The organism is Marinomonas sp., from assembly GCF_039940335.1.
GTDB lineage: Bacteria > Pseudomonadota > Gammaproteobacteria > Pseudomonadales > Marinomonadaceae > Marinomonas.
Map to the genome: position 1 here is coordinate 779,457 of NZ_JBDVGW010000013.1, position 25,811 is coordinate 805,267.

A 25,811-nucleotide genomic window follows, 5' to 3' on the forward strand; every position below is an offset into this window, starting at 1 on the left:
ACTGTAGCAAAGGCCAAATAATGGCCTTTGCTACCTTGGTTTAGCTGGCCACCCGACGAATGCCTTCAAGCTTGGGCATAAAGGACAACAACTCTTGGGTATAGTGATGCTGCGGCTGCGTGAAAAGTAATTCTGTTGCTTGTTGCTCAACCATCACCCCAGATTTCATCACCCCTACACGGTCACACATCTGTCGTATCACCGGCAAATCATGGCTGATAAACAGCATGGTGAGATTTAGATGCTCCTGCAAATCTTTCAAAATATTAAGAATTTGCGCTTGAATCGACACATCCAATGCGGAAGTAGGCTCATCACAAATTAAGAATCTTGGCTGAGTGGCTAACGCACGGGCAATGGAAATACGCTGACGTTGGCCACCCGAGAACTCATGTGGATACTTTTTACCCGCCTCGGCGCTGAGACCCACTTGATCTAACAACTCATCCACACGCATTTGCAATGCTTTACCACTTAATAACTTATGGTGCCGTGCTGGCTCCCCAACAATGGCATCCACCCGCATACGTGGGTTCAACGAGGAGTAAGGGTCTTGGAAGATCATTTGTATTTGACGACGATAATCACTTAAATCTTTCGATTTAGTAATGTCTGTCCCATCAAAAACAATGCGCCCTCCATCGGCTTGATACAAGCCTGCGATCATACGCGCTAAGGTCGACTTGCCCGAACCGCTCTCCCCCACTACGCCAAACACTTCCCCTTGCTGGATATCAAAACTGACTTGATCCACCGCAGTGGCGAACTCTTGCTGAGAAGGCAATAGAGCAGGCTTGGTGATAAAACGTTTGGTTAAGGAATCCACCTCGAACAAGGGCTTTGTATGATCTATGGTTTGTTTTTTCCAACTGCGCGCCAGATCGTCAATATCAAAGGCTTGGGTTTTCCCACCGTAGGAAACCAGAGGAAAGCGTCGCACTTTTTCGTGTGATCTAGGCACAGCCGCAATCAAACTTTGGGTATAGGGATGGGCTGGCTGACCTAAGATTTGTGCCGTCAGACCGCTCTCAACTACCTTGCCTTGATACATCACCGTTACCACATCTGTGGTATCCGCAATGACGCCCATATCGTGGGTAATCAAGATAACCCCAACCTGTTTCTCCCGAGCCAGCTCTTTAATCAGCGACAGAATCTGTGCTTGTACAGAAACATCTAGGGCAGTAGTTGGTTCATCAGCGATGATCACATCGGGCTCAGAGCACAGAGCTAATGCAATGACGATACGCTGGCGCATGCCGCCAGAGAATTGATGAGGATATTGATTAATTCGTATTTCCGGGTCAGGAATGCGCACCAAAGTCAGTAACTCCAGTGCTTTTTGGTAGGCATCCGTGTCATTTAGTTTAAGATGAAACTGGATGGTTTCAGCTAGTTGATCCCCTACGGTCAGCAAAGGATTAAGGGAAGTCAGTGGGTCTTGAAAGATCATGCTCACACGCTTGCCCCGTAGCGCTTGCATAGCCTCTCTATCTAGACCGCTTATTGGCTGTCCATTAAGAGAAATCTCGCCTTGGCTAATTCGCCCCGGCTTTTCAAGCAACCCCATAACAGCGGCCCCTATGGTGGACTTACCTGCGCCAGACTCCCCTACCAAACCATGAATTTGGCCTGCTTCCACTGAGATATTGGCGTTGTCCACCGCCACAAACACACCTCGTCGGGTGGCAAATTCAACCGTTAAGGCTTTAATGTCGAGTAATGCCATGTCTACCTCAGCTTCGGATTCAAGGTGTCACGCAGCCAATCGCCAAGCAAATTGACCGAAAGCGCTAACACTAACAAAGTACAAGCAGGAAACAGCAGGATCCACCACTCCCCAGAAAACATAAAACCCTGACCGATGCGGATTAACGTACCAAGACTTGGCTGAGTGGGCGGTGCCCCTACCCCTAAAAAGCTCAAAGTGGCTTCAGCGATAATGGCTAATGCCAACGAAATAGTAGCGATCACCAGTACTGGACTCAGTACATTGGGCAATATATGACGCATCATAATGATGGCTTTTGGCTGACCAATTAGTTGCGCCGCCATCACGTATTCACGGTTTTTCTCTACCAAGGTCGCGCCTCGCACGACCCTAGCAAATTGCACCCAATCCGATAGACCTATGGCGATAATCAATACCCAAATGGCCATTTGGTCACGATACTCCACAGGAGTTATACCCTTTGCAATACCAAAAATTAGCATGGCGACAAGGATAGAAGGAAAAGTTAATTGAATGTCGGCAATACGCATTATCAAGGTATCTACCCAGCCCCCTAGGTAGCCGGCCAGCAAGCCTAGAGAAATACCCAATACCATGGCGAATGCCACCGCCGCCACGCCCACAAACAAAGAGACGCGCATACCATGCAAAATGGTCGATAGCACATCACGACCTTGATCGTCACTGCCAAACAAAAAGCTTTGGCCGGTAAAATCATTCGCGGTTAACGGTGGTGTAAAGCCATTCATCAAATCCAGAGTAGCCGGATCATATGGGTCATAGGGCGCCAGCCAAGGCGCAAAAATTGCCCCTAATACCAAGAGCAAAACCACCAACAAAGAAATGATTGCCACCGGAGAGCGGGACAAACGCCACATAAAGTCACTGTCTAGCCACGAACGTAATGTGTTCTGCAACATACTATTTGTCTCCTTCTCGTAAGCGCGGATCAATGAAGACATAGAGTAAATCGACCAGCAAATTGATGGTGACGAAAATCACAGAAATCAGCATTAAGTAAGCCGCCATGACAGGAATATCCACAAATTGAATCGCATTAATAAACAACAACCCCAGTCCCGGCCACTGGAATACCGACTCGGTAATGATGGCGAAGGCGATGATGGAACCAAGCTGTAAGCCAGTTACCGTGATGACAGGCACTAGAGTGTTTTTTAGGGCATGACGGAAGTTCACAATACGCTCACTCAGGCCTCTGGCTCTGGCAAAACGAATGTAGTCTTGTCGCAATACCTCGAGCATTTCAGAGCGCACCAAACGCATAATCAAAGTCATTTGGTAAAGACCAAGGGTAATGGCAGGTAAGATCAGTGCCTGCCAACCGCTCACGGTTAACAACCCTGTACTCCAAAAACCGACTTGCACAACTTCACCACGGCCAAAGCTTGGTAACCAACCAAGATTCACGCTGAAGACATAGATCAACAAAATACCAATCAAGAAGGTCGGCAAACTAACGCCGATTAACGAGCTGGTCATGATTAGGTTTGCTAGCCAACCTTGTCGTCGAATGGCCGTAAACACCCCTAACACTATGCCCAAAGAAATCGCCAAGGTAGCGCTGACTGCTGCCAACTCTAAAGTAGCTGGTAAACGCTCGACAATGATTTCCGAGACAGGTCGACCTTGGCGATAACTGACACCAAAATCCCCTTGCACGGCATCGCTCAAGAAGCGCCCGTACTGAACAAGGAAAGGTAAATCCAGACCTAGCTCACCTCGTAATCGCTGTACGTCTGCTTCAGTACGCTCTTGGCCAAGCATATTGTCTATGGGGTCACCCATAAAACGGAACATTGAAAAAGCCACGAAGCCAACCACCAATAACACTAGGGCGGACTGAGCAACACGCTTAAATATGTAGTTAATCACCGTCATTCCTCGCACGGTTTGGGTGGATAAAAATCGATCCTAGACAGGGGCAAAAAAGCTTACCACCTGCCTAGGTTATGAGGGTTTACAAAAGCGGAGGGAAATTAATTCACCGATGCCCAACGCAAAATAAAGAAGTTATCAGGACGTTGCGTCAAGCTAACATTGTTACCTGTACCCCACACTAATGGTTGAATGTAGAGTGGTACGTAAGCGAATTCACTTTGATAAAGGCCCACCACTTCATCAATCATGGCCTGACGTTTAGTATCGTCGATCTCGGATTGAATTTGCGGTAACAATTCATCAATGCGGCTATTCGAATAATCGCCAAAGTTCCAAGAACCTAAGCTCTTTTCCGAGTTTGGCGTGGAAGCAAGGAAACGAATGGGATGTTCATGATCAAACGTACCTGGCGACCAACCCACTAGGTACATATCAAAGTTATCGGCACGAAGCTCTGGCCAGTAATTACGCACAGGCATGGCATCCAGATCAGCTTTAATTCCTACTTTCGCCAACATCGCGGTGACCGCCTGACAAACCGCTTCATCGTTTAAGTAGCGATCATTAGGACATTTAAGACCAAATGAAAAGCCTTCTGGGTAGCCAGCTTGTGCTAACAAAGACTTAGCTTCTTTCACATCGAATTCAGGACGAGCATCATGAAGCGTTGAGTAGCCACGCATATCAGGGCTCACTAATTGACTCGCAGGTTGAGCATTACCACGCATGATGGTGCGTAAAATGGCAGGAACACTGATGGACTTCGCTACCGCTTCACGTACTTTTGGGTTTAAGAATGGGTTCGCTTTGCCTTGATCCGTACCATATTTAAGGGTTTCTGCTTGTTGTGCAAACCCCAGCATGATGACTCGTGCTTCAATGCCCTTAATCACTTTAACCTGCCCATTAGTCTCCAATCGTTGAGCATCTTGAATAGGCACAGGGTTAATCATGTCAACATTGCCTGCCAACAAAGCGGCGACCGCCGTGGCCGGATTTTGAATCGGCGTGAACACTGCTTCGGTAATATTACCGATGTCCTCTCCCCACCAATCGTTATATTTTTTCAAACGGGTTTCTAAACCAGGCTGGCGCTTACTCAGCTCATAAGCCCCGGTACCATTTGCCTGTAATGTGGCCGCATTGCCCGCTTCTTTGTTCGGAGACTCAGCACCAATGGACTTCGCCCAGTCTGCATCCATAATCATCCAGTTAGCGATGCTGTCTGGGAAAATAGGATTCGGCGCTTTCGTTAAGAAGTCGACCGTATAGTCATCCACCTTTTTGACCATAGCAATGGGCGCAAACCAGCCTTTGGTATCCGCCGCAGGAGATGACGCACGCTCATAAGAGAAAACCACATCGTCCGCATTAAAGGTCGCACCATTATGAAACGTCACATCTTGACGCAAATGAAAACGCCAACCTTCACCGTTGCCGATAGGTTCCCATGCAGTCGCCAAAGCCGGTTCGATGGACATGTCTTTGCCACGACGCACTAAACCTTCATAAACATTATTCAAAAAGCCTAAAACTGGGGTCGAAATAACCGCATGAGGGTCCATCGTTTGAGGGTCTGTGGTGCCTGCCCACTTAAGCGTGGCGGCATTTGCAGAAGTAGATAGAGCGATGGCTAATGCCGTATAGGTAAGACGTTTCAAAATACTATCTCCAAAGTATAAACTTAATAGGTACGATATGGCGGTGGATACTGAATACCTAAACAACCCGCCAATGCTTACTCTTCAACCAAACTAGGCTGTAACTCATATCGCATTTTAGATACTGTGTAAATTTTTTGCAGATATTAAGCAAGAAAAGCAATTAGCATACCATGAGCTAACCTTTGTTTTTCAAGAATTAAACGTATTTATGATCCCTCGTCTTGTGCGCATCTATTTTTAGGACATGCCTAATAAACTACGAATATGACAACAGGCTGCTCTCCCCAGAGCATCGAGTTCATAGCCGCCTTCTAAAACAGATACAATCCGCTCTTGGCTATGCTTTTTCGCCTGAGCCATCAAGCCATCTGTGATCCATGCAAAGTCGGCATCAGTGAGTCTTAGTTGGCCCATTTCATCCGCTTGGTGGGCGTCAAAGCCTGCTGAAATTAAAATCAACTCCGGCTGGAATTGCTCTAAGGCAGGCCATAGGTTTTCGTTGATGATTTGTCGAAACAGCTCGCTGCCTGTGCCAGCTTCTAAAGGCATATGCAGTATGTTGTCGTGGCTTTCACCTGGGTCATTATAAGGGTAGAAAGGATGCTGATAACTTGAGGCATATAGAATCCCCTTATCAGCTGCCACGATATGCTCAGTACCGTTACCATGGTGCACATCAAAATCCACTATGGCGATGCGTTTGAGTTGGTATTTCTGTTGGGCATATTTTGCCGCCACAGCAATGTTATTAAAAAAGCAAAAACCCATCGCTTGATTCGCTAAGGCATGATGGCCAGGAGGACGCACGGAACAAAAGGCATTATGGCAAGCACCTGTCATCACCAGATCGACCGCTTGCACAGCGGCTCCTGCGCCATATAAGGCGGCGTCTAAGGAATGAGCCATTAGCACAGTTTCGGGCTCAATATTAAAAGTTTCTGGCCCATGGGGGTCTTGCAGCTGTGCAACCTTGGCAAAAATCTCCTCCACATAGTTTTGATCATGGGCGGCCAGTAAATCTACCATTTGCACTTTCTCTGCTTCGTGCCAGCGTAAAAAGTCCAGCATCTGTCCTGCGATCAAACGATCATGGATCGCCCCAATGCGCGCAGGAGATTCTGGATGATCGTCTCCCATTTGATGTTTCTCACAAGCATCATGGGTGATGTAAGCAGTGGTCATCTTGACTCCGAGATTATTTTTGTTGTCCAAGGTAATTATTAAGCAGCACCAATATTGGCTGTGTATCTAAGCATAAAGTCGATAAGACAGACTATCCTACAATAGTCTACAATCGCTAAAAGCTTTTATTCTGGGGAGAGTTATTTGAGCCAACATGCATTGAACGCACTGCTCGCGCCAAAGTCGATTGTGGTGCTCACAGGAGAAGACGCTCATGACCCTATCATGCTGGCCTTGTTGCGTGCGTTGCTCAATGGCAATCTCGCCAACACCTTGCATGTGGTCGGTGTCGAACCTGATTGGCCAACAGCAAAACGCCCAGAAATGAACCCTCAGCAAACACCTAATCGTGTGCGCCATTTTACCAGCCTAGATCAGCTCACCCAGCCCTTTGACCTAGCGATTCTAGCCGGCTCCAGCAGTGAATCTATGGAAGAAATCATCGCCGCCTGTGGACGTGCACACATTCCTTCCCTGCTCATGCTCACTTGGACAGAAGACAAAGCCGAACAACTCGTGCCGCTATTACGAGAGCATAATGTACGCCTGCTAGGACCAAACAGTTTTGGCATTTGTCGGCCCAAACAAGGAATTTTTGCTTGGTTAGGTTTAACCCCTCCCTTGGTTGGCCGTCTTGCCTTAGTTTCTCAATCCGGCACCATTGCCAGTGCCTTGGTGGATTGGGCGAATTGGCAAGGCATTGGCTTTTCTCAAGTAGTGGCCATGGGCTCTCCAGTGGATGTAATGCCGTCGCAAATACTCGATTATTTATCCAATGATTTTGAAAGCCAAGCCATCTTGATGTATCTACAAAAAGTCGGTAACCCTACGCGTTTTCTCAGTAGTTTACGTGCCACCAGTCGCACCAAACCCGTTGCTGTAGTGGCTGAACACAGTGTCGGTGCTGACGAAAGAGTACTCGATGCTGCCCTACGTCGAACGGGTGCGGTACGCGGTCGACGCTTAAATGATTTAGTGGCCGCCGCTTCTGTAATGACGAATGCAAGGCGTATTCAAGAAGGCTCCCTGATCATTATAGGTAACGGTGCTGGTCCCGGTGAATTGGCGGCCCAGCGCGCCGCTGAGATTGATGTTTCCTTGCTAACGCCAGATCAAGGCCTACACCAAAAACTCGCCAACATTGTGGATGATAGAGGACAAATTGGCCCTGTTACCACAGTATGGGCAAACTGCGAAAGTGATGTTTTTGTGAACCTTGCAGACACCGCTCTCAATGATCAGCAATGCAATGCGGTGCTACTAATGTTAAGCCCCACCGCACTGCTGGACATGTCATCGTTTTATCAGCAAATCATTGATTTACATGCCAAGCAGAAGAAGCTACTGATGGTGTGTTTGCTAGGAGGCGGAGAGATGATCGCCATCCGTACACGTATTAACGAAGCTGGCATTCCGACTTTTCGAACCCCGGAATCGGCAATGGAAGGCTTCCAGTTTTTACAACAATTCCAGCGTAACCAAAGATTAGCGAAGCAGTCTCCAGACAGTCATGCGATACGCCAAAAGATTGCCGTTGACGAGGCCAGAACGCAACTTCAAAACCTCATAAAAAAAGGCACACTAACGCCTGATAAAGACACCATTAGGGATGTTTTTGAGCTTTTTCATATCCGCCTTTCTGCTCGTCGCCAGGGCAACAACCTACTGAGTCAAAGCCTGCATCTGCGTTTAATACAGGACCCTGTTTTTGGCCCAGCTATTGGCTTATGTTCTGGCGGCACTAGCTATGGTAAATGGCAAAATGAAGTGATTGGCTTACCACCTCTTAACACTCTTCTAAGTAAGGACTTACTATCACCTTTAGGCCTAAAAGAAGGTTATCAAGAGCTTGAGCGCTTACTTCTGGATTTATCGACCTTAATTTGCGAATTGCCAGAACTACATCGTCTAGAGCTTGCTAATATTCGCCTACATGAAAACGGCAGTGTGTATGCAGATTTGGCCGCTGAGTTAAAAGACTGTCAGCATTTAAGACGCTATGAGCACCTGGCCATTCAGCCCTATCCAAGACAATGGGTAAGCCATTATCCGCTGCGTAACGGACAACGCTGCACCGTGCGTCCAGTACGTCCTGAAGATGCGCCTATGATGGCGGATTTTGTCCGCAGTATGTCAAAAGAAACTCGCTATTTCCGCTTTATATCCAACCTCTCTGAACTCACTCCACGTATGCTCGCCAATATGTCTCATATTGATTACGATCGTGAAATGGCTTTCATGGTCGTCACGGAAGTCGACGATCAAGAAGTCCTTATTGGCACCGCACGTTACAGCGATAATTTCGATGATAAAAGTTGTGAATTTGCGGTCGTACTAGGGGACGAGTATCAAGGCATGGGACTAGCGTCTTATTTGATGCGACAGCTGTTCCTCGCTGCGGCGGCAAAAGACATTCAAGTCATGAAAGGCATAGTACTTAGCGAAAACAAACACATGATTCAGTTTTGTCGCAAACTGGGCTTTAAAATCATTAGAGATCTAGATGATCTTAGCCAAGTCGTAGTCACTCTAAACCTGAGTAAAACCTTTATTGAGACAGTGAAGCTGTCCTTGTCAAAACACGCTTAGTGGCTTCAGTTACTACTCTTGGTTATAGCTAATATTACTTAAGCCAACAGCCCATAATCTTTATGAACATGCCTGCAATATCTTCCTTAAAAGCTACACGCTAAAGTACTCCGACATAGGGTAAACTAGCGTTACATTTTTTAAAGGAGTATTCATCATGACCTACCGTACTATTAAATTAGTCAAACGTCCTGAGACCAAAATCACTGAAGATATTTTTGATATTGTCAGCCAAGACATTCCACAGCCAAACGCTGGCGAAGTCCTCATCAAAATGACTCATTTATCGCTAGACCCAGCGATGCGCGGCTGGGTAAGTGCTGACGAAGACAGCTACATTCCACCTGTTGCATTAGGTGACACCATGCGCGCCAGTGGAATTGGTGAAGTAGTTGAATCTAATCATGATAAATTCCCTGTCGGCACTCGGGTAATGGGTCTATTAGGGCTAACAGAATACGCTATCAGTGACGGTAACGGCATTAACCCTATTCCGAAAGAGATACCTGCGGAAGCCGTTCTATCGGTTATCGCATTGCCAGGTATCACCTCTTACCACGGCTTATTTGACGTTTTGAAACTGTCTCCAAGCGATGCGGGTAAAACACTCGCCGTCACTGCGGCGGCGGGCTCTGTGGGTTCTTTGGTCGGCCAGATGGCGAAGAATCTAGGCCTTAACGTCGTGGGCGTGGCAGGTTCTACAGAGAAATGCCAATGGCTCACTGACACTCTTGGTTTCGATACCGCGCTAAATTACAAAGACGCCGACTTTGCCGAGCAACTTTCATCGGCCACCCCAGAGGGAATCGACTTCTTTTTCGAGAACACCGGTGGCGTAGCCCAAGGGCCAATTTTCAATCGTATGAATGCCCACGGTCGAATTGCAGTTTGTGGCTTGATTGCTGAATATCAAAAAGAACAACCAGATCCTGGTCCAAGCTGGTTAAACATCATTAAGAAACGCATCATGATTCAAGGCTTTACCATGCCGGATCACTTCCACCGCATTCCAGAATACGGTCAAGCATTAGGTGCGATGCTCGGCAAAGGCGAACTACAGTATCGCGCTCATGTTATCGAAGGCATTGAAAGCGCGACAACAGGCATTAACTTACTGTTTGAAGGTAACAACCAAGGTAAATTAATCGTTAAGTTATAATTCCGAATGATAGAGACAAAAAAACTCGCAAGATGATTCTTGCGAGTTTTTTTGTATTCGAATCAATGTGCTGGACTATTTGCCCGTAGCACGAGATACGTATTCACCAGTACGCGTATCAACACGTAAAACTTCACCGATGTTAATAAATAACGGAACGCGAACCATAGCACCAGTAGTTAGATAGGCAGGCTTAGAGCCACCATTTGCTGTGTCGCCTTTTAGTCCTGGATCGGTTTCGGTGACTTCAAGCTCAATGAAGTTTGGAGGAGTCACAGCCAAAGGGACACCGTTGTACAAGGTGACCACATATTTTTCTTGCTCTTTCAGCCAATTTTTCGTGTCTGAAATAGCGTTTTCATCCGCGGCATGCTGCTCAAATGTTCCGTCTATCGCCATGAAGTGCCAGAACTCGCCATCTGTGTATAAATACTCCATATCGGTATCCATCACATCTGCTTGCTCTAGCGTATCGCCAGACTTAAAAGTACGCTCCCAAACACGACCTGTTTTTAGGTTACGTAACTTTAAACGGTTAAACGCCTGACCTTTACCGGGTTTAACGTGTTCGTTATCAAGCACCGCACAAGGGTCTCCATCGACCATTACTTTGGAACCGCCGCGCATTTCGCTGGTAGAGATATTAGCCATACATCCTCACAGTATAAATTTAGAGAAAAAGCTCTGACTGACGTATCATGTCAGCCCCAAGACCTCTGCAAACCACTTTTCGTTACCAACTATGCGAATAATAAAAGGGTTTGCAAAGATCTCTGAGAGCCAAAGGCCTAACTGGCCAAAAATAAGTTGGCGCAATCATAACCTAAATTCACTTAATTTTGCAGATATTTGACGTGATCCCAATTCAAACCAAGAACGATTTAAGCTGGCCCGAACATCTTGCCCAAGCGATTACCGACTTAGCTGAGCTGATTTCCTTGCTCGGCCTACCCAGTGACTTGGCAGAACAAGGGCAAGAGGCCCATCAAGCCTTTAAGTTACTGGTACCACGCCCTTATTTATCCCGCGTCGAATACGGCAACCCAGATGATCCTCTACTGCAACAAATATTGCCCCATGGTCATGAAATGTTGCCTCAAGTTGGCTACAACAAAGACCCTCTAGAGGAATCGAATCACAACCCTCAAAAAGCAATTGTTCACAAATATACTCGTCGTTTATTGGTCATTGCATCAGGTGGGTGTGCGGTCAATTGCCGCTATTGTTTTCGTCGCCACTTCCCCTATGGGGATAACCAGCTGGCACAGGCAGAATGGCGTTCGGTGATTGATTACCTTAAAGTTCACCCGCAAATTAATGAAGTCATCTTGAGCGGCGGCGACCCTTTAATGATGAAAGACAGTTTACTTGCCGACAAGGTTCGTCAGATTGAAGCCTTGCCACAAATTAAACGTCTGCGCATTCACTCTCGTTTACCCGTTGTCATCCCTGCCCGCGTTTGTGACGATATGATCTCGTGGATCACCCGCTCTCGCCTAGACATTGTAATGGTGTGGCATATCAATCATGCCAACGAAATTGACACAGAGGTGAAAAAAGCCGCAACGCGCCTTAAGCAAGCAGGCGTTACGTTACTGAATCAGGGCGTCATACTTAAAGGCATTAATGATAATGTAGAGGCTCAGGTTGCCTTGAGCGAAGCATTGTTTGATGCGGGTCTTTTGCCCTATTACATGTTTACTTTAGACCCTGTAGAAGGCGCAGCGCACTTTGACATTTCCGTCAATGATGCCCAACAACTGATGGGGAAGGTGGCCGCCGAGCTGCCCGGTTATTTGGTACCTAAGTTGGCCAAAGAGATTCCAGGAAAAAGTGCCAAAACTGTGTTTGCGCCCCAGCTCATGGATAGAGCGTAACTTGAGCTAATGCCGCTCTAATGCCAGCCGCCCTGCTTTTACCGCTTGGCGGTAGACTCGCACACTAGGGCTAAGCTGGTACAGATCACCATTTTGTCCCACCAGTTGTGCGGGCACATAACTTTGTTTTGCCACCTGAGCATTGGCATCCAGATGTTCTGGCTCACCATGTACAGGAATGGCAATTTCAGGCTGAATCCATTGATACATATCGCTCAGCTCGCCCCGACAAGGATGACCACTCACATGAATGAGTTCTTCACTTTCATGGGCTTGCAAGGTGCGAATCTTTCGTCCTTGAAACTGGCGAATAAGGCCATCGATGGCGGCTTCATTGCCCGGTATACGCATGGCACTAAAAATCACTAAATCGTCCGCTTCGACACTTAAATCAAAACAGTTGTCCGCCGCCAAACGCGACAAGGTAGCACGAGGCTCACCTTGACTGCCTGTCACCACGGCGAGTACTTCTTCACGAGGTAAGTAGCCCAAATGAGCCGCATCAATTAAAGGTAGTTCTTCTGGCCAATGACCAGTCACCCGAGCAGCACTGACCATGTTTGTTAACGAACGACCCATTAACGCTAAATATCGGCCTGTCGCCTTAGCGACCATTCCAAGTGCAATAAGGCGTGCGACGTTGCTGCTAAAGCACCCAACGACCACTCTTTGCTTTTCTTCTCGAATCGTTGCCAATAAGCCGGTGTAACAATCCGTTTCCGACGCGGAATAACCTTCTCGCAGAGCGTTGGTCGAATCACACACCATGGCGAGCATATTCTCTTTCGCCAGAGCTTTAAATGGATCCGAGGCAAAGCCTTCACCCGTAATGGGCTTATGATCGATTTTCCAATCACCCGTGTGGAATATACGCCCTACAGGGGTCGCAACCGTCATGGCAAAAGGTTCAGGGACAGAGTGGGTTAACGCCAACCACTTAACCTGAAAAACACCTATGTGTACCGATTCATTTTGCGCGACTTCGATGATGGGAACTTTGCCGCTTAAACCGACTTGTGCCAGCTTGCGACGGAGAATTTCAGCGGTAAACGCTGTAGTGTAAACCGGGCATTTAAAGCGTCGCCATAAAAACGGCAACGCCCCAACATGGTCTTCGTGAGCATGGGTGATAACAATACCGGCGAGGCGCTCTTTTTGTTGACTGATAAAGCTTGGATCAGCACACACAATGTCTGCCTTATGCACATCAGTCGGTTGCAAAGGTTCATTAAAAGACACGCCACAATCTATCATTAACCACTGACCATCGTGACCATAGAGATTCATGTTCATACCGATCTCGCCAGTCCCCCCTAAGGGTAAGAACCACAAATCGTTTTTTGTCGGTATGAGTGATGAAATAAGCTGCTCCTGTTTTTATCTATCGGTATGTTGTTAGTAGACGATTTTATCACGGCCACTGTTTTTGGCTTCGTAAAGACGGCTATCGGCTTGATCTATCAGTTGCTCGACCGCGGTCGTGTCACCCACGCCCATGGAGGAAATACCAAAGCTCATGGTGATATGTTCGTTATCCCCAACCGAGGTGCTCGCTAACGCTTGGCGTATCATGTTTAATCGATTTAGCACTTTCTCTAGGTTGGTGTTAACGAACACAAGGACAAACTCTTCGCCACCGTATCGGGCGACGATATCTATGCCGGAGCGGATGTGGCTAGACAAGTTTTCCGCAACCTGCACTAACACTTGATCCCCAACCCCATGACCATATTTGTCATTAAACTCTTTAAAGTGATCAATGTCGCAAAGCACTAACATAAGGGACTGACTTTGGCGCTGGGCTTTTTCAGACATAAAATGGAATTCTTGCTTAAGGCCACGACGGTTATAGAGATTGGTTAACTCATCTTTCACCGAAGATTCTAACAAGGTTTCATTTTCATCTTTGAGATAAGAGGTTCGCTCCGCCACTTTTTGCTCAAGATTTTGCAACACATCATCCAAAGCATAGGCCATGTCCTTCAAACCTTGATTTAAAGAATTAATTTCTCGTACGCCACTAATGGAATCCGGCAGATGCTTAATACTTTTAACATTGTTGTCATGAGCCACCTTATTGAGCAAGCGAATCGGTTTACCGATATACCAAGCCAATAGCGAGCCCACCAAAGCAATACAAATAAACAGAATTAAGGTGATCATGATCGTAATATAGGTGTAATCGCTGAGCACGTTTTTATGATACGTACTGGGAATGAGCACCCCTAACAGCCAAGTTTGACCATAATCAAAAGCAATCGGATGCACATAGTAAATATAGTCTTCACCCTGCAGCGACAGTTGATAAGCCCTAGCTTGTAGATGCTTACTTGCCATACGGAACAAAGCATTAGGATGATCCGCTAGACTGACTCGCTGCGTCACACCTTCATCAAATGAAAACAAAGAGTGGTCGGCTGAAGAAGCGATCAAGTTGCCATTTTGCTCGGCGAGGAAAAGATAGCCTTGATCGACCATGTCTAGTGATTTCAGGTAGTTATCAAATTCGCTAAGCGCAACGCTTGTTGCCGTTACGCCAAGCACTTCTTGCTGATCATTATAAATAGCCGCAGATAATGTCACCCCTAGGGAGTCATAACCGTAGTAACGCTCGACGTCCCCCCACACTGGCGTGCTTTTTCCTAGAGCATCTTGATAATAAGGACGTGTTCGTGGGTCGTAGCCAAAGACGGCATCTTGCTGGCGCTTTTCTCCAAGCCCTTGTTGAGGATCATATTCAAAGCCCTCCATTGTCAGAGGTTGATGCACAAAATTGGCCGCCAGATGGTGGCTGTGGTCTTCTTTGAAAGGAGGTTGTACAGAGCTTAGATAGCGACCATCCGCTGTGGCCAGTGAAATAAAAGTCATTTGAGGATACGGCAAAGCCTGCTCATGAAACCGTATCGCCGCACGTTGCAAATCGTCTAGATCCTTGGGTCTAACGGAGTAAGCCTGCTGGTTAATTTCAACAATATGCTGCAACGGCCCCATAAAGTGTTGCAGTCTTTCCTGCACGCGATTTTCGACTTCATGGATATACTGCAAGCCGACTTTGTTGGCGATATTGGCAAAACTTACCGTCGCCACAAAATACATGATCGCCCCAGATAGTAGCGCTAAGACGACAAAGGGCAAGATGATTAACCTACGTAAAGGAATTGACTTCACGACGATGCTCCACTCACAAATCTATGTGATAAAAATACAATTAAGACAGCCTGTCCATTGGAATAAGGTTAACTGGTATCAAAACTTACAATACAACCGGCGAATCGATATCAAAAAAGCTAATTCATAATACGACAAGGGAACGGCTGAACCAAGAAATGACTTTGTCTAATTACCTAGATTTCCGTTACCATCCACTAAAGTACCTCATAAAATTATACTACGGACCCTAATAAACACTATGAACGAAACATTAAAAATCCGCCTAATGACTCTTTTATTGAAACTTCTAGGCGCCTTGTGTGTTGTCGTTGTGCTTATTTATGCTGTAAAACATTTTGGCACTCAATATGCCCAAGAGCAGATTGATGTCAGACTAAATGAGAGTGGCCTAAGTGCGTTTGTGCATTATGAAGACATTCATTTTAACCCTTTAACCCTCACACCCTCTTTAGAGCAAGTGACCCTAGGTGAAAAATCTGCCCCTTGGTTACGTTTAGCACGAGTGTCGTTCAACCATTATCCTCTTTTTCAGCCGGATTTGGACATTGATTTTTGGATCGCAGAAAGCCCAACCACAGAGCTTTCACGAGATTCGGTACGCATCATGAGAACACTAGGGTTGGAGACTCTATTGGGCAAAGGGCACTTCTCCTCAACGAAAAAAGCAGATCAATTAGCCTCTTATCTGTCACTGGACATTAAAGATTTGGGACGTATTGTTTGGGATAGCCAAATTCAGCTGACTAAGCCAAATGAGTCCATCAACACCATGCGTACCGATCTGCTAGCGTCATTAGCACTGGGGCAGCCAGAAGCCATGTTGATACTGTATGGAGAACATGTTGCTTTTGAAGATGTACGAATACGTTATCAAGAAAACGGTATGATAGAGCACTTACTTCCAGCATCCGAAATGTCGAACTACAGTGACAATGATCTGAGCTATCTTATTCAAGCCGCCAGTGAAACGTTAGGATTAGCCTCTATTGGCAGCTCTGAAGCACAGCAAATTGGTGAAACCTTGTTAGCTTTTATCAAGCAACCCGAACACCTAACACTCACCATGAAGCCAAACCAAGCGATTGATTTAAAAGATATTACGCTCTTGTTAGGAGATAAAGATTTATACCAGCAAGCCAATATGCAACTGTCGTTGGATTAGGTGCTATAGCCGCCCCGTTAGCTCACGAGGCGGCTATTCCTATAAGAGAAGATTACTGATATGCCTGATTAGAAGTGGCCTTAGCGACGCCTTTGACCATGCGTACAATACTCCAGATCCACACCCCGAGCAGTACCAAATAGCCGACAAAAAATAGCGTTAGTATCAAGCCGACAATGCTCCACAAGATCCCCCACCAAAACGTGCTAATAATGTTGCGATAATGACCTTCAAAAAAAGTACCTCTGGCATCACTGACTTTCACCATGGCCCAAATAGCGCCAATCAACCAAAATACGCCGGTAAATACCCCCAATAACATAAAAATATAGGCAATCACTACGTGGCTTTTCGCCTCTTCTTCCTTGACACTTAAAGGCCGAGGCGGCTTATTAGGGTCAAACCCTTGGTCGGGCTCAAAATCCGATAAATCCATTTCCATTCCCTCTTCATGACTTATTAACTGTATCTTGGTGCGTTTATTTTCTTTTCAATAATGCTATGGTCTCAAGCGACCTCATTCAGGCAAATTAAAGGACCATTATGACAGATGTAACCATCTTGGTAGACGTGCAAAACATTTACTACACCACTCGCCAAACTTTCGGTCGTCCGTTTGATTACAATGCTTTTTGGCGACAAGCCACAGAAGGTCGTAACGTAGTGAAAGCCATCGCTTATGCCATCGATCGTGGCGATGAAAAGCAACGCCAATTTCAAAATATTTTGCGCGCCATTGGCTTTGAGGTAAAACTTAAACCATTTATCCAACGCGCTGATGGTTCAGCAAAAGGTGACTGGGATGTGGGCATCGCTTTAGATGGTATCGAGTATGGCCAACAAGCGGATGTGGTCGTGCTCGCCTCTGGCGACGGTGATTTTGATTTATTGGTGCAAAAACTCCGAGCAAGGCACCAAACCCAAGTAGAGGTCTATGGGGCTGAGCCTTTAACGGCTCAATCTCTCGCCCAAGCAGCAAGTCGTTTTATCCCTATTGACGACCGTTTACTACTGAAATAATTCTTAGGAGAACGTTTCCACAAATAAGGCTTCCACCTTGTCACGAGCCCAAGGGGTTTTACGCAAAAACTTCAGGCTCGACTTCACAGATGGATCACTTTTAAAGCAATTGATGTTGATCCGAAAAGACAACTCTTCCCAACCATAGTGCTCGACTAAATCCGTCACCACTTTTTCCAATTTCACACCGTGCAAAGGGTTATTAGGTTGTTCAGTTGTCATAATATTCCAAATTCCAAAGAAGATAAGATAGACCCCCAGTATACCTGAATCCCCTCGCCCTTAATGCTCTCTACCACAGCTTTTCGACAGCTTTGCAAAATACCACGACAATATTTGACTAATAAGGCAAAAGCCCGAAAAATAGAGGCAACTAAAGGAGATTACATAATGGGTATTTTATCCGGCCTTAAAGGCCTATTCAGCGGTGGCGAAAGCGCCCCTGCTAAAACGGAAGAAGCTGTTGAATACAAAGGCTTTCAAATCATTCCAGCCCCTATCAATGAAGGTGGCCAATATCGCGTTGCCGCGAGCATCACCAAAGGCGAAGGAGAGGAACAGCAAGTTCATCAGTTTATTCGTTCGGACATTATTCCAAGCCGAGATGAATGCATCGAGATCACTATGCGCAAAACTAAAATGACCATAGACCAGCTGGGTGATCGCATCTTCGGCTAGCCAATAACAACAAGGGGATGGTGATGAGCGACCTAGGTAAACCTTGGCAACAAGTCAGCGATAAGCAAGACTTCTTAGGCTCTAATTATCGCGCTCGCACCTTCACCTTTGCTAGCACCTCACAACCTATCGTACACACCACCCTCGTCCAACATTTGGGTGAACTATCTAGCCCTAAGGCCATCCTGTATCTCCATGGCTATACGGACTACTTTTTCCAAACTGGCTTAGCTGATTTCTTTGTACAACTTGGCTATCGTTTCTACGCCCTAGATCTACAAGGTTATGGTCGTTCACTACGCCCCTATCGGCCACCTAACTGGTGCAGCAGTATAGAGCAATACGGCCAAGATATAGACATCGCCCTAGCCACCCTATACCAAGATGGCGTTCGCGACGTTAGCCTGTTGGCGCACTCCACCGGTGGATTGGTGGCTGCTAACTATCTTTCCCAGGCCATAAGTAAGGCCGAGCGTGAACAGCGTTATGGCGTACCCTTGGCAGACATTAAGCACCTAATCCTCAATAGCCCCTTCTTGGCTCTGCCTTTTGCCCCCAAAACACTAAAATTCTTGAGCAAACCTTTACCTTGGCTACTAACGGCTTTATCACGCTTCTCCATTCAAGCCAAAAGCCCCACCATGTACGCTCAAACCCTTCATACAAAATTTGCTGGGCAATGGGACTATCGACTCGACTGGAAGCCAGCGGAAGGTTACCCGCTATCTTTTCACTGGCTAAAACAGATCGACATCGCCCAGCGAAAACTCAGTCAGAGCAAGATCTCACTACCGACTCTGTTGTGTCACTCGCAAACCAGCACCATAGGTAAAAACAGCGTAGCAGACATGCAACAGGGAGATGGTGTATTAGATGTTCACAGCATGCAAGAGGCCGCTGAGCAAGTCTTTACCCAGCTAACCAAAGCCAGTATCCCTAAGGGCTACCATGACCTGTACCTGTCACAAGAAGAGGCACAGAAGGCATTTCTACTCGCCATGCAAAACTGGTTGCAAGACTTAGAGTCAAAAACGCCCTCCGCAAGCCTTTAAAACTTACGCTCCTTGCTTCGCCATTACCCAATCTAGCAAACAGGTGGGCAACAAACGACGCATCATGCCCGCACCGTAAGTTGGTAACGTCACATAATAGCGAGCTCTTGGCCGCGGCGACTCTAAAGCATGAATGAGCTTTTTTACCACTGCGCCGGCTGGCAAGGTTTGAGACGACACAGGCCCCTCTTTGCTCAAACGCTCAATCGCTTCTTCATACCCCGCTTGGTGACGACTGTTCTTAACATCAATATTCTTCTTTAAAGCGGCCAAAGCATTGGGGCGAAACTTACTCTCAATTGGACCCGGCTCAATTAAACTCACCTTAATTGGTGAACCCATCAACTCCAATCGCATGGTATCTGTCAGCCCTTCTAAAGCAAACTTGCTAGCGTTATAGGCCCCTCGAAATGGCGCTGCCACCAGCCCTAGTACCGAACTGTTATTCACAATTCGACCGTAGCCTTGCTCATGCATCAGCTTCAATACCAAACAGGTTAACTCGTGCGTGCCAAAGAAATTACTTTCAAACTGCTCCTTTAATACCGCTACGGGCAAATCTTCCACCGCACCGGGTTGCCCATAAGCACCATTATTAAACAAGGCGAACAAACTTCCTTGAGTAATCTCTAACGTGTCTTTAAGGCCTTGCGCGATAGAAGCCGAATCCGCCAAATCCAACTGCACAACATGCTCTATACCCTCAGACTTCAGACGCTCCACATCTTCTTGCTTGCGACAACTGGCCACCACAAGAAAGTTTCGCTCTTGCAGCATCTTCGCCGCTTCTAACCCAATACCACTAGAACACCCTGTGATTAACACCGAATAACGCATACCACCCCCTACCCTTAAAAACTAACAAGAATGACTCAAACCTACGGCAAAAAGCGCTATCGATAAACCCCTTTTTCCATCCCCCCTACTTAATTGACGAATGCCTGTTCGCGCTTTCTCCACCTCTCCTACTAAATTGACGAATGACCTGTTGGCGTTTTCATGAGGTAGACGATAGCTTCGAAATAAAACATCAACATGACTAGGCTCTCCTTCCACCTCCCCTACTGAATTGACAAATGACCTGTTGGCGTTTTCATGAGGTAGGTGATAGTTTCGAAATAAAACGCCAACACGGGCATGCAGTCACACCTACTCCCTATTCAGTTACATCTAATGAACAGACTGTTACCGCTTTCATCAGGTAGACATGAGTTTCGATACAAAACACCAACATGACTAGACTCTCCTTCCACCTCCCCTACTGAATTAACGAATGACCTGTTGGCGTTTTCATGAGGTAGGCGCTAGTTTCGAAATAAAACGCCAACACGGGCAAGCAGTCACACCAACGCCCCATTCCGTCAAATCAAATAAGTGACCTGTTGGCGTTTTCATGAGGTAGGCGATAGTTTCGAAATAAAACGCCAACACGGTCAGACATTCACTCCGCAAGCATGGTCAGGCCGTCACATCACCTTCTTGAAAGCCTTACCTCCAATGTAATTAACAAACAAAAAAACCGACTACTCATTACTGAATAGTCGGTTTTGCAAAAACAAACTTAGGGCTAGCCCAAAGCTTGAGAATGATGCTCTAAGTGATCTTCAATAAAACTGGCAATGAAGAAATAACTGTGATCATAACCAGGCTGACGACGCAAAATCAGCGGGTGTTTGGCTTGCTCACAAGCCGCTTCCAGCGCTTCTGGCTTAAGCTGCTCCACCAAGAAATTATCCGCTTCACCTTGATCCACCAGCAAAAGCAAACGCTCCTCTGCATTCGCAATCAAGCAGCTGGCATCCCATTGCTGCCAAACCTCTTTATTGTCACCTAAATACCCCGTAAAAGCCTTCTCCCCCCAAGGACAAGCCACCGGATTCGCAATCGGCGCAAAAGCCGATACCGATTGATAACGCCCAGGGTTTTTCAGAGCACAAATCAACGCGCCATGCCCCCCCATAGAATGCCCCGAAATAGAACGCTTATCCGTGACAGGGAAATTCGCTTCGATTAATGAAGGTAACTCATCCACCACATAATCATACATGCGGTAAGAGTCTGAATAAGGCGCTACCGTGGCATTCACGTAAAACCCTGCTCCAGAGCCAAAATCATAGCTTTCATGCTCATTAGGGTAATCCGAGCCTCGTGGGCTAGTATCTGGACAGACAATGGCCAAACCTAACTCCGCAGCTTTACGAAACGCCCCTGCTTTTTGGATGAAGTTCTCATCTGTGCAAGTTAAACCCGACAACCAGTAAAGCACAGGAACCGATTGCAACTCTGTTTGCGGTGGCAAAAAAATAGCAAACGTCATGTCTCCCGATACACTGCTACTTTCATGACGATAGCGTTTTAGCCAGCCTTCAAAGCATTTCGTACTGGATAATAATTCCATATTGCATTCCTTCTAAAATCTTGAGCCTAACCTGTCGTCAGGCTCAAACAGTCGCTTACTGATCGAACAAAATAACCGTACGAATACTCTTACCTTCGTGCATTAAGTCAAAGGCTTTGTTGATGTCTTCAAGACCCATAGTGTGTGTTACAAATGGGTCGATTTCGATCTTGCCTTGCATGTAATCTTCTACATAACCTGGTAACTGGCTACGGCCTTTAACGCCACCAAATGCCGAACCTTTCCACACACGACCTGTCACCAACTGGAATGGACGAGTTGAGATTTCTTGACCAGCGCCCGCCACACCAATAATGATGGATTCACCCCAGCCTTTATGACAGCACTCAAGGGCTTGGCGCATGATTTGAACATTACCGATACACTCAAAAGAGTAGTCCACACCACCGTCCGTCATATCCACAATCACTTGCTGAATTGGCGCTTCAAATTCTTTCGGGTTAACGCAATCGGTCGCACCAAATTGCTTCGCCATTTCGAATTTAGACTCATTAATATCAATGGCGATAATGCGTGATGCACCCGCCATGCGAGCGCCCTGAATCACAGACAAACCAATGCCGCCCAGACCAAACACCGCAACGGTCGCGCCTTCTTCAACTTTCGCCGTATTCAACACCGCACCGATACCTGTGGTGATACCACAGCCGAGCAAACAGACTTTCTCAAGTGGGGCATCCACATGGATTTTTGCCAAAGAAATCTCTGGCACTACACTGTACTCAGAGAAAGTAGAGGTGCCCATGTAGTGGAAAATTGGCTCGCCATTGATGCTGAAACGGCTAGTGCCATCTGGCATTAGGCCTTTACCTTGGGTTTCACGAACCGCCTGACACAAGTTGGTTTTGCCAGACGTACAGAACTTACACTCACCACATTCCGCTGTGTAAAGTGGAATAACATGATCGCCAGGCTGTAGAGTAGTAACACCTTCACCAACTGCTTCAACCACACCCGCTCCTTCGTGACCTAAGATCGCAGGGAAAATACCTTCTGGGTCTTCACCCGATAAAGTAAACGCATCGGTATGACAAACACCCGTTGCCACCATGCGTACTAGGACTTCTCCCGCTTGTGGATCTTGAACATCGACTTCTTCAATTTTAAGAGGTTGGCCTGGGCCCCATGCAACAGCAGCTTTACATTTCATTGTTTTCTCCAAACGTGTGTTTAACAGTGTTTCGTTAGTTGGCATTAACGCCATTCATTACAGTCTACTCTCATCTGATTAAAGCGATAATCCTTAGTTTAGAAAATGATTATTGCCATACAGCAACAATGAGCTAACAATTGCCCCATAAGTGCGATAATCTACTTTTTTAACCAAGAGATTTTGTGTAATGAAAAACTGGGAAGCCATGGAAGCCTTTATTGAAGTGGTACGCCAAGGCAGCTTTTCAGCGGCGGCGTCACAACTCAATGTGTCCCCTTCCCACATTAGTCGACTGATCACCCAGCTTGAATCCGAGCTTAGCTGCACTCTGCTATTTCGCACGACGCGTCGCATTCGTTTAAGTGAAGCCGGAGAACTTTACTACCAACATTGCCGAGGCCTACCAGAAACCCTAAGCAGTGCCGAAGAAGTGGTATCAACCTTGAACCAAGCCCCTGTGGGCGCTTTTAAGATGACCTGTGCCACCACTTTTGGGGAACGCTTTATTGCACCGGTGATGAATGACTTTTTGATCAGCCACCCAAAGATAGAGCTCGACCTTCATCTCACCAACCGTGAAGTAGACATTATCGAAGAAGGCTACGATCTGGCTATTCGTATGGGGTCGCTAAAAGATTCAAGCCATTTGTCCCGTCGCTTGTGTGATCGCGAAGAATTTCTCTGTGCTTCAAAAGAATACGTTGCTCAACATGGCGTGCCTCATACACTTGCCGAGCTAAGTAAGCATCACTGCTTAAGCGGTTCTAAAAATTATTGGCTGTTTCAACAAAATGGTCAGCGCAAAGAAGTAAAAACACAAAGTACATGGCGCAGTAATTCCGGGCCTGCGCTTCTCGACGCGGTTCGTAAGGGATTAGGCATTGCACAGCTACCGGATTATTACGTGAAGGAAGACTTAGCCAGCGGTCAACTCATTGCACTGCTTCCCCAATATCAATACCCCTACAGTGGTGTGTGGCTGGTGTACCCAAAAGTTCGCCATTCCTCCCCTAAATTACAACATATTTGTGATTATCTAATACAACACATTCAAACTCGTAAATAGGCAAAATGGCGGCTTTTAAAGAGGAAATTCCTAAATAAAGCTTAAATTAGCCGACAAAGATTAGCTTGTTATTTGAAGCAACGGCTGTTAAATTTCGCCCGCCTCGTTTATGTATAAGCTTATGAAACAACGCTATTTACCCATACTCTTCCTTTGCTGGCTGGCCTATTTCACCGTACCACTGATCAATAATATCGGTGTGTTTAACGGCGTTTACGTCATGCTTTGTGCCACTAAAGGGGTAATGATTCACCAAGCTCCAACAACGCTTACCGACGTACATGCGCATCATCACCATGATCATCACCAAATGGTGCAATCTTTCGCGGATTCAGAGGCTGATCAGCTAGATCAAACTGCCGATGACCATGAAGCTCTAGGCTGTCCATGTATTCACTTCTTTTGTAATATCAAATTCCATTTAGAGACTCAAACGGCACTGCTAAAAGCCGCGTCGCCGATACCGCTTCATATTCAGGCTCAGCCTTCCTCAAAAATCTACCGCCTTCAGGCTCGCGGCCCACCGCTCTATCCGCATGCTTTAACCCCATTATTGAACATCACCTAGCGCCCTCACAAGTTTGGGGCGCTTAGGTCTATTTTGCCCCAAAATTTGTAAGGATCGTAACCATGTTTGGTTCCAAATCTTTTTATATGTCAGTTTGGCGCTGGCACTTTTTCGCAGGCCTGTACGTTGTGCCTTTTCTAATCATGCTATCGATCACAGGCTTGATTATGCTTTATGCGCCACTTATTGAGCGAACTCTCAACGCCAACTTATTCCACGTCGACCAAGTCACGGATCAAGCTATTTCCTATCAGCAGCAGTACCAACTGGTACAAGCTCAATATCCTGAAAGCACGGTTTCGCAATTCTTTTTGCCTGCTGCTGCAGATGAAACTACTCGTTTTCAAGTCAAGACAGCAGGTGACACACTGTCGGTATTTGTCGATCCTTATAAAGGTGAAGTACTAGGCAGCTTGAGTATTAGCCAATCCTTACTCGCTTGGGGAGAAAATACTCACAGCAGTTTTATGGTGGGCGCGACAGGTGAGCGAATGATCGAAGTGGCCGCCAGCTTAACCGTCTTACTTATCCTCACTGGGGTGTTTTTATGGTGGCCTGCCAAAGGTGAGTCCAAGATCAAAGCGGCTACCACTATTCGTAAAAAAGGCGGTCGTGTTTTCTGGCGCGATTTACACAGCGTTATCGGTGTTTGGGCGGCGCTGATTCTATTGTTTTACTGTATCTCAGGACTTTCTTGGGCCTCTCTTTGGGGTGGTCAGATGACTCAAGCTTGGAGCACATTTCCTATGGAAAAAAGTGCTTCCAGCGTGTCGTCGACACTCACCCATGAAGACTTAAATGTAAAAGGACTCAAACAAATACCTTGGGGACTAGAGCAAGCGCCATTGCCAGAATCCACCAGCACTGGGCCTACCAGCATTACCCTAGACAGGGTTGTTGCTGACGCCAAAGCACTGGGGTTCACTCAGTTTCAAGTGCATTTCCCTAAAAATGAAGTAGGCGTCTATACCGCTACGGCCAGCACTATGGGCAAGGACATCACTAACGCTTGGGATGACAGAACGGTGCATTTTGATCAATATTCGGGAGAGACACTCGTAGATGTTGGCTTTGCGGATTACAACGCTTTTGCAAAATCCATGGCCGCTGGCGTCGCCCTACATATGGGCCAATTTGGCCTATGGAATCTTATCGCCTCGACCTTATTTGCTCTCTCAGTGATTGTGCTGTGTGTTTCGGGTGTCATCATGTGGTGGAAGCGCCGACCAAGCGCTCGCTTTGCTCTATCACCACCGCCGATACCGAAAAACTTTGCTCGTTGGAAACATGCCGTATGGTTGCTCTTGCCAATATCTTTGCTCTTTCCCATGGCGGCAGTGGCCATTGCAGCGACGGTCGTTTTTGATATTTTGGCGCAAATGATAGTGCCGAAAGTACGTAATATCTGGGCTTAAACTTA

The 25,811-nt window shown here is 46.6% G+C and carries 23 protein-coding genes; 10 read left to right on the plus strand and 13 right to left on the minus strand.

What is annotated here, in order from left to right; genetic code table 11:
* Positions 1–40 precede the first annotated feature (40 nt).
* The 5 genes from ABJF92_RS13390 to ABJF92_RS13410 form a co-directional block, all read right to left on the minus strand.
* Positions 41–1,729, minus strand: coding sequence for a dipeptide ABC transporter ATP-binding protein (locus tag ABJF92_RS13390; RefSeq protein WP_446816286.1), 1,689 nt, complete (start codon positions 1,727–1,729; stop codon positions 41–43).
* A 2-nt stretch (positions 1,730–1,731) separates the two neighbouring features.
* Positions 1,732–2,652, minus strand: a complete 921-nt coding sequence (locus ABJF92_RS13395; protein WP_446816287.1) for an ABC transporter permease — start codon at positions 2,650–2,652, stop codon at positions 1,732–1,734.
* 1 nt (position 2,653) lies between these two features.
* Positions 2,654–3,625 carry an ABC transporter permease gene (locus ABJF92_RS13400; RefSeq protein ID WP_446816288.1) on the minus strand — a complete coding sequence of 324 codons (972 nt, stop codon included), beginning with the start codon at positions 3,623–3,625 and terminating at the stop codon, positions 2,654–2,656.
* Positions 3,626–3,729: 104 nt separating this feature from the next.
* Positions 3,730–5,292 carry an ABC transporter substrate-binding protein gene (locus tag ABJF92_RS13405; protein ID WP_446816289.1) on the minus strand — a complete coding sequence of 521 codons (1,563 nt, stop codon included), beginning with the start codon at positions 5,290–5,292 and terminating at the stop codon, positions 3,730–3,732.
* 240 nt (positions 5,293–5,532) lie between these two features.
* Entirely contained in the window at positions 5,533–6,477 is a 945-nt protein-coding gene (locus ABJF92_RS13410) for a histone deacetylase family protein (RefSeq protein WP_446816290.1), read from the minus strand.
* 144 nt (positions 6,478–6,621) lie between these two features.
* Between ABJF92_RS13410 and ABJF92_RS13415 the strand changes: the two genes are divergently transcribed.
* Both ABJF92_RS13415 and ABJF92_RS13420 read left to right on the plus strand, forming a co-directional pair.
* The gene (locus ABJF92_RS13415) at positions 6,622–9,066 is read left to right on the plus strand and encodes a GNAT family N-acetyltransferase (protein WP_446816291.1); all 2,445 of its coding nucleotides are present in this window, start codon (positions 6,622–6,624) and stop codon (positions 9,064–9,066) included.
* Between the two features lie 157 nt (positions 9,067–9,223).
* Entirely contained in the window at positions 9,224–10,225 is a 1,002-nt protein-coding gene (locus ABJF92_RS13420) for an NADP-dependent oxidoreductase (protein ID WP_446816292.1), read from the plus strand.
* 75 nt (positions 10,226–10,300) lie between these two features.
* On the opposite strand, the gene efp is transcribed toward ABJF92_RS13420, so the two are convergent.
* Entirely contained in the window at positions 10,301–10,876 is a 576-nt protein-coding gene (efp, locus tag ABJF92_RS13425; protein WP_446816293.1) for an elongation factor P, read from the minus strand.
* 203 nt (positions 10,877–11,079) lie between these two features.
* Between efp and epmB the strand changes: the two genes are divergently transcribed.
* Entirely contained in the window at positions 11,080–12,102 is a 1,023-nt protein-coding gene (gene epmB, locus ABJF92_RS13430) for an EF-P beta-lysylation protein EpmB (protein ID WP_446816294.1), read from the plus strand.
* A 6-nt stretch (positions 12,103–12,108) separates the two neighbouring features.
* Here epmB and ABJF92_RS13435 read toward each other — a convergent pair whose 3' ends face one another.
* Both ABJF92_RS13435 and ABJF92_RS13440 read right to left on the minus strand, forming a co-directional pair.
* Complete coding sequence (locus ABJF92_RS13435) at positions 12,109–13,395, minus strand: ribonuclease J (RefSeq protein ID WP_446816295.1); 1,287 nt, start codon at positions 13,393–13,395, stop codon at positions 12,109–12,111.
* Between the two features lie 102 nt (positions 13,396–13,497).
* A complete protein-coding gene (locus ABJF92_RS13440; RefSeq protein WP_446816296.1) occupies positions 13,498–15,270 on the minus strand; it encodes a diguanylate cyclase in 1,773 nt (590 codons plus the stop codon).
* 241 nt (positions 15,271–15,511) lie between these two features.
* Here ABJF92_RS13440 and ABJF92_RS13445 point away from each other — a divergent pair, with 241 nt between their 5' ends.
* Positions 15,512–16,435, plus strand: coding sequence for a hypothetical protein (locus ABJF92_RS13445; protein ID WP_446816297.1), 924 nt, complete (start codon positions 15,512–15,514; stop codon positions 16,433–16,435).
* 52 nt (positions 16,436–16,487) lie between these two features.
* Here the strand turns inward: ABJF92_RS13445 and ABJF92_RS13450 are convergent, their stop codons facing one another.
* A complete protein-coding gene (locus tag ABJF92_RS13450; protein ID WP_446816298.1) occupies positions 16,488–16,871 on the minus strand; it encodes a DUF4870 family protein in 384 nt (127 codons plus the stop codon).
* A 107-nt stretch (positions 16,872–16,978) separates the two neighbouring features.
* Here ABJF92_RS13450 and ABJF92_RS13455 point away from each other — a divergent pair, with 107 nt between their 5' ends.
* On the plus strand, positions 16,979–17,455 hold the full coding sequence (locus ABJF92_RS13455; RefSeq protein WP_446816299.1) for a LabA-like NYN domain-containing protein: 477 nt from the start codon (positions 16,979–16,981) through the stop codon (positions 17,453–17,455).
* Between the two features lie 3 nt (positions 17,456–17,458).
* Here ABJF92_RS13455 and ABJF92_RS13460 read toward each other — a convergent pair whose 3' ends face one another.
* Positions 17,459–17,677, minus strand: a complete 219-nt coding sequence (locus ABJF92_RS13460) for a VF530 family protein (protein ID WP_446816300.1) — start codon at positions 17,675–17,677, stop codon at positions 17,459–17,461.
* Between the two features lie 168 nt (positions 17,678–17,845).
* On the opposite strand from ABJF92_RS13460, the gene ABJF92_RS13465 reads away from it, so the two are divergent.
* On the plus strand, positions 17,846–18,133 hold the full coding sequence (locus ABJF92_RS13465; RefSeq protein ID WP_445975475.1) for an HlyU family transcriptional regulator: 288 nt from the start codon (positions 17,846–17,848) through the stop codon (positions 18,131–18,133).
* A 23-nt stretch (positions 18,134–18,156) separates the two neighbouring features.
* Positions 18,157–19,185: an alpha/beta hydrolase gene (locus tag ABJF92_RS13470; RefSeq protein WP_446816301.1), complete on the plus strand. Its 1,029-nt coding sequence runs from the start codon at positions 18,157–18,159 to the stop codon at positions 19,183–19,185.
* Between the two features lie 3 nt (positions 19,186–19,188).
* On the opposite strand, the gene ABJF92_RS13475 is transcribed toward ABJF92_RS13470, so the two are convergent.
* The 3 genes from ABJF92_RS13475 to ABJF92_RS13485 form a co-directional block, all read right to left on the minus strand.
* A complete protein-coding gene (locus ABJF92_RS13475) occupies positions 19,189–20,022 on the minus strand; it encodes an SDR family NAD(P)-dependent oxidoreductase (protein WP_446816302.1) in 834 nt (277 codons plus the stop codon).
* Positions 20,023–20,752: 730 nt separating this feature from the next.
* A complete protein-coding gene (gene fghA, locus ABJF92_RS13480) occupies positions 20,753–21,583 on the minus strand; it encodes an S-formylglutathione hydrolase (RefSeq protein WP_446816303.1) in 831 nt (276 codons plus the stop codon).
* A 55-nt stretch (positions 21,584–21,638) separates the two neighbouring features.
* Positions 21,639–22,754 (minus strand): S-(hydroxymethyl)glutathione dehydrogenase/class III alcohol dehydrogenase, encoded by a 1,116-nt coding sequence (locus ABJF92_RS13485; protein ID WP_445975479.1) that lies wholly within the window; start codon positions 22,752–22,754, stop codon positions 21,639–21,641.
* Between the two features lie 190 nt (positions 22,755–22,944).
* Between ABJF92_RS13485 and ABJF92_RS13490 the strand changes: the two genes are divergently transcribed.
* From ABJF92_RS13490 to ABJF92_RS13500, 3 genes are all read left to right on the plus strand, one after another.
* Complete coding sequence (locus ABJF92_RS13490; RefSeq protein ID WP_446816304.1) at positions 22,945–23,823, plus strand: LysR family transcriptional regulator; 879 nt, start codon at positions 22,945–22,947, stop codon at positions 23,821–23,823.
* A 121-nt stretch (positions 23,824–23,944) separates the two neighbouring features.
* A complete protein-coding gene (locus tag ABJF92_RS13495; protein ID WP_446816305.1) occupies positions 23,945–24,391 on the plus strand; it encodes a hypothetical protein in 447 nt (148 codons plus the stop codon).
* 62 nt (positions 24,392–24,453) lie between these two features.
* The gene (locus ABJF92_RS13500) at positions 24,454–25,806 is read left to right on the plus strand and encodes a PepSY-associated TM helix domain-containing protein (protein WP_446816306.1); all 1,353 of its coding nucleotides are present in this window, start codon (positions 24,454–24,456) and stop codon (positions 25,804–25,806) included.
* Positions 25,807–25,811: the final 5 nt, after the last annotated feature.

Coding starts and splice junctions, on each gene's coding strand:
- ABJF92_RS13390 (WP_446816286.1), bottom strand. CDS start 1,729: ATGGCATTACTCGACATTAAAGCCTTAACGGTTGAATTTGCCACCCGA.
- ABJF92_RS13395 (WP_446816287.1), bottom strand. CDS start 2,652: ATGTTGCAGAACACATTACGTTCGTGGCTAGACAGTGACTTTATGTGG.
- ABJF92_RS13410 (WP_446816290.1), bottom strand. CDS start 6,477: ATGACCACTGCTTACATCACCCATGATGCTTGTGAGAAACATCAAATG.
- ABJF92_RS13420 (WP_446816292.1), top strand. CDS start 9,224: ATGACCTACCGTACTATTAAATTAGTCAAACGTCCTGAGACCAAAATC.
- efp (WP_446816293.1), bottom strand. CDS start 10,876: ATGGCTAATATCTCTACCAGCGAAATGCGCGGCGGTTCCAAAGTAATG.
- ABJF92_RS13435 (WP_446816295.1), bottom strand. CDS start 13,395: ATGAACATGAATCTCTATGGTCACGATGGTCAGTGGTTAATGATAGAT.
- ABJF92_RS13445 (WP_446816297.1), top strand. CDS start 15,512: ATGAACGAAACATTAAAAATCCGCCTAATGACTCTTTTATTGAAACTT.
- ABJF92_RS13450 (WP_446816298.1), bottom strand. CDS start 16,871: ATGGATTTATCGGATTTTGAGCCCGACCAAGGGTTTGACCCTAATAAG.
- ABJF92_RS13455 (WP_446816299.1), top strand. CDS start 16,979: ATGACAGATGTAACCATCTTGGTAGACGTGCAAAACATTTACTACACC.
- ABJF92_RS13460 (WP_446816300.1), bottom strand. CDS start 17,677: ATGACAACTGAACAACCTAATAACCCTTTGCACGGTGTGAAATTGGAA.
- ABJF92_RS13465 (WP_445975475.1), top strand. CDS start 17,846: ATGGGTATTTTATCCGGCCTTAAAGGCCTATTCAGCGGTGGCGAAAGC.
- ABJF92_RS13470 (WP_446816301.1), top strand. CDS start 18,157: ATGAGCGACCTAGGTAAACCTTGGCAACAAGTCAGCGATAAGCAAGAC.
- ABJF92_RS13475 (WP_446816302.1), bottom strand. CDS start 20,022: ATGCGTTATTCGGTGTTAATCACAGGGTGTTCTAGTGGTATTGGGTTA.
- fghA (WP_446816303.1), bottom strand. CDS start 21,583: ATGGAATTATTATCCAGTACGAAATGCTTTGAAGGCTGGCTAAAACGC.
- ABJF92_RS13485 (WP_445975479.1), bottom strand. CDS start 22,754: ATGAAATGTAAAGCTGCTGTTGCATGGGGCCCAGGCCAACCTCTTAAA.
- ABJF92_RS13490 (WP_446816304.1), top strand. CDS start 22,945: ATGAAAAACTGGGAAGCCATGGAAGCCTTTATTGAAGTGGTACGCCAA.
- ABJF92_RS13495 (WP_446816305.1), top strand. CDS start 23,945: ATGAAACAACGCTATTTACCCATACTCTTCCTTTGCTGGCTGGCCTAT.
- ABJF92_RS13500 (WP_446816306.1), top strand. CDS start 24,454: ATGTTTGGTTCCAAATCTTTTTATATGTCAGTTTGGCGCTGGCACTTT.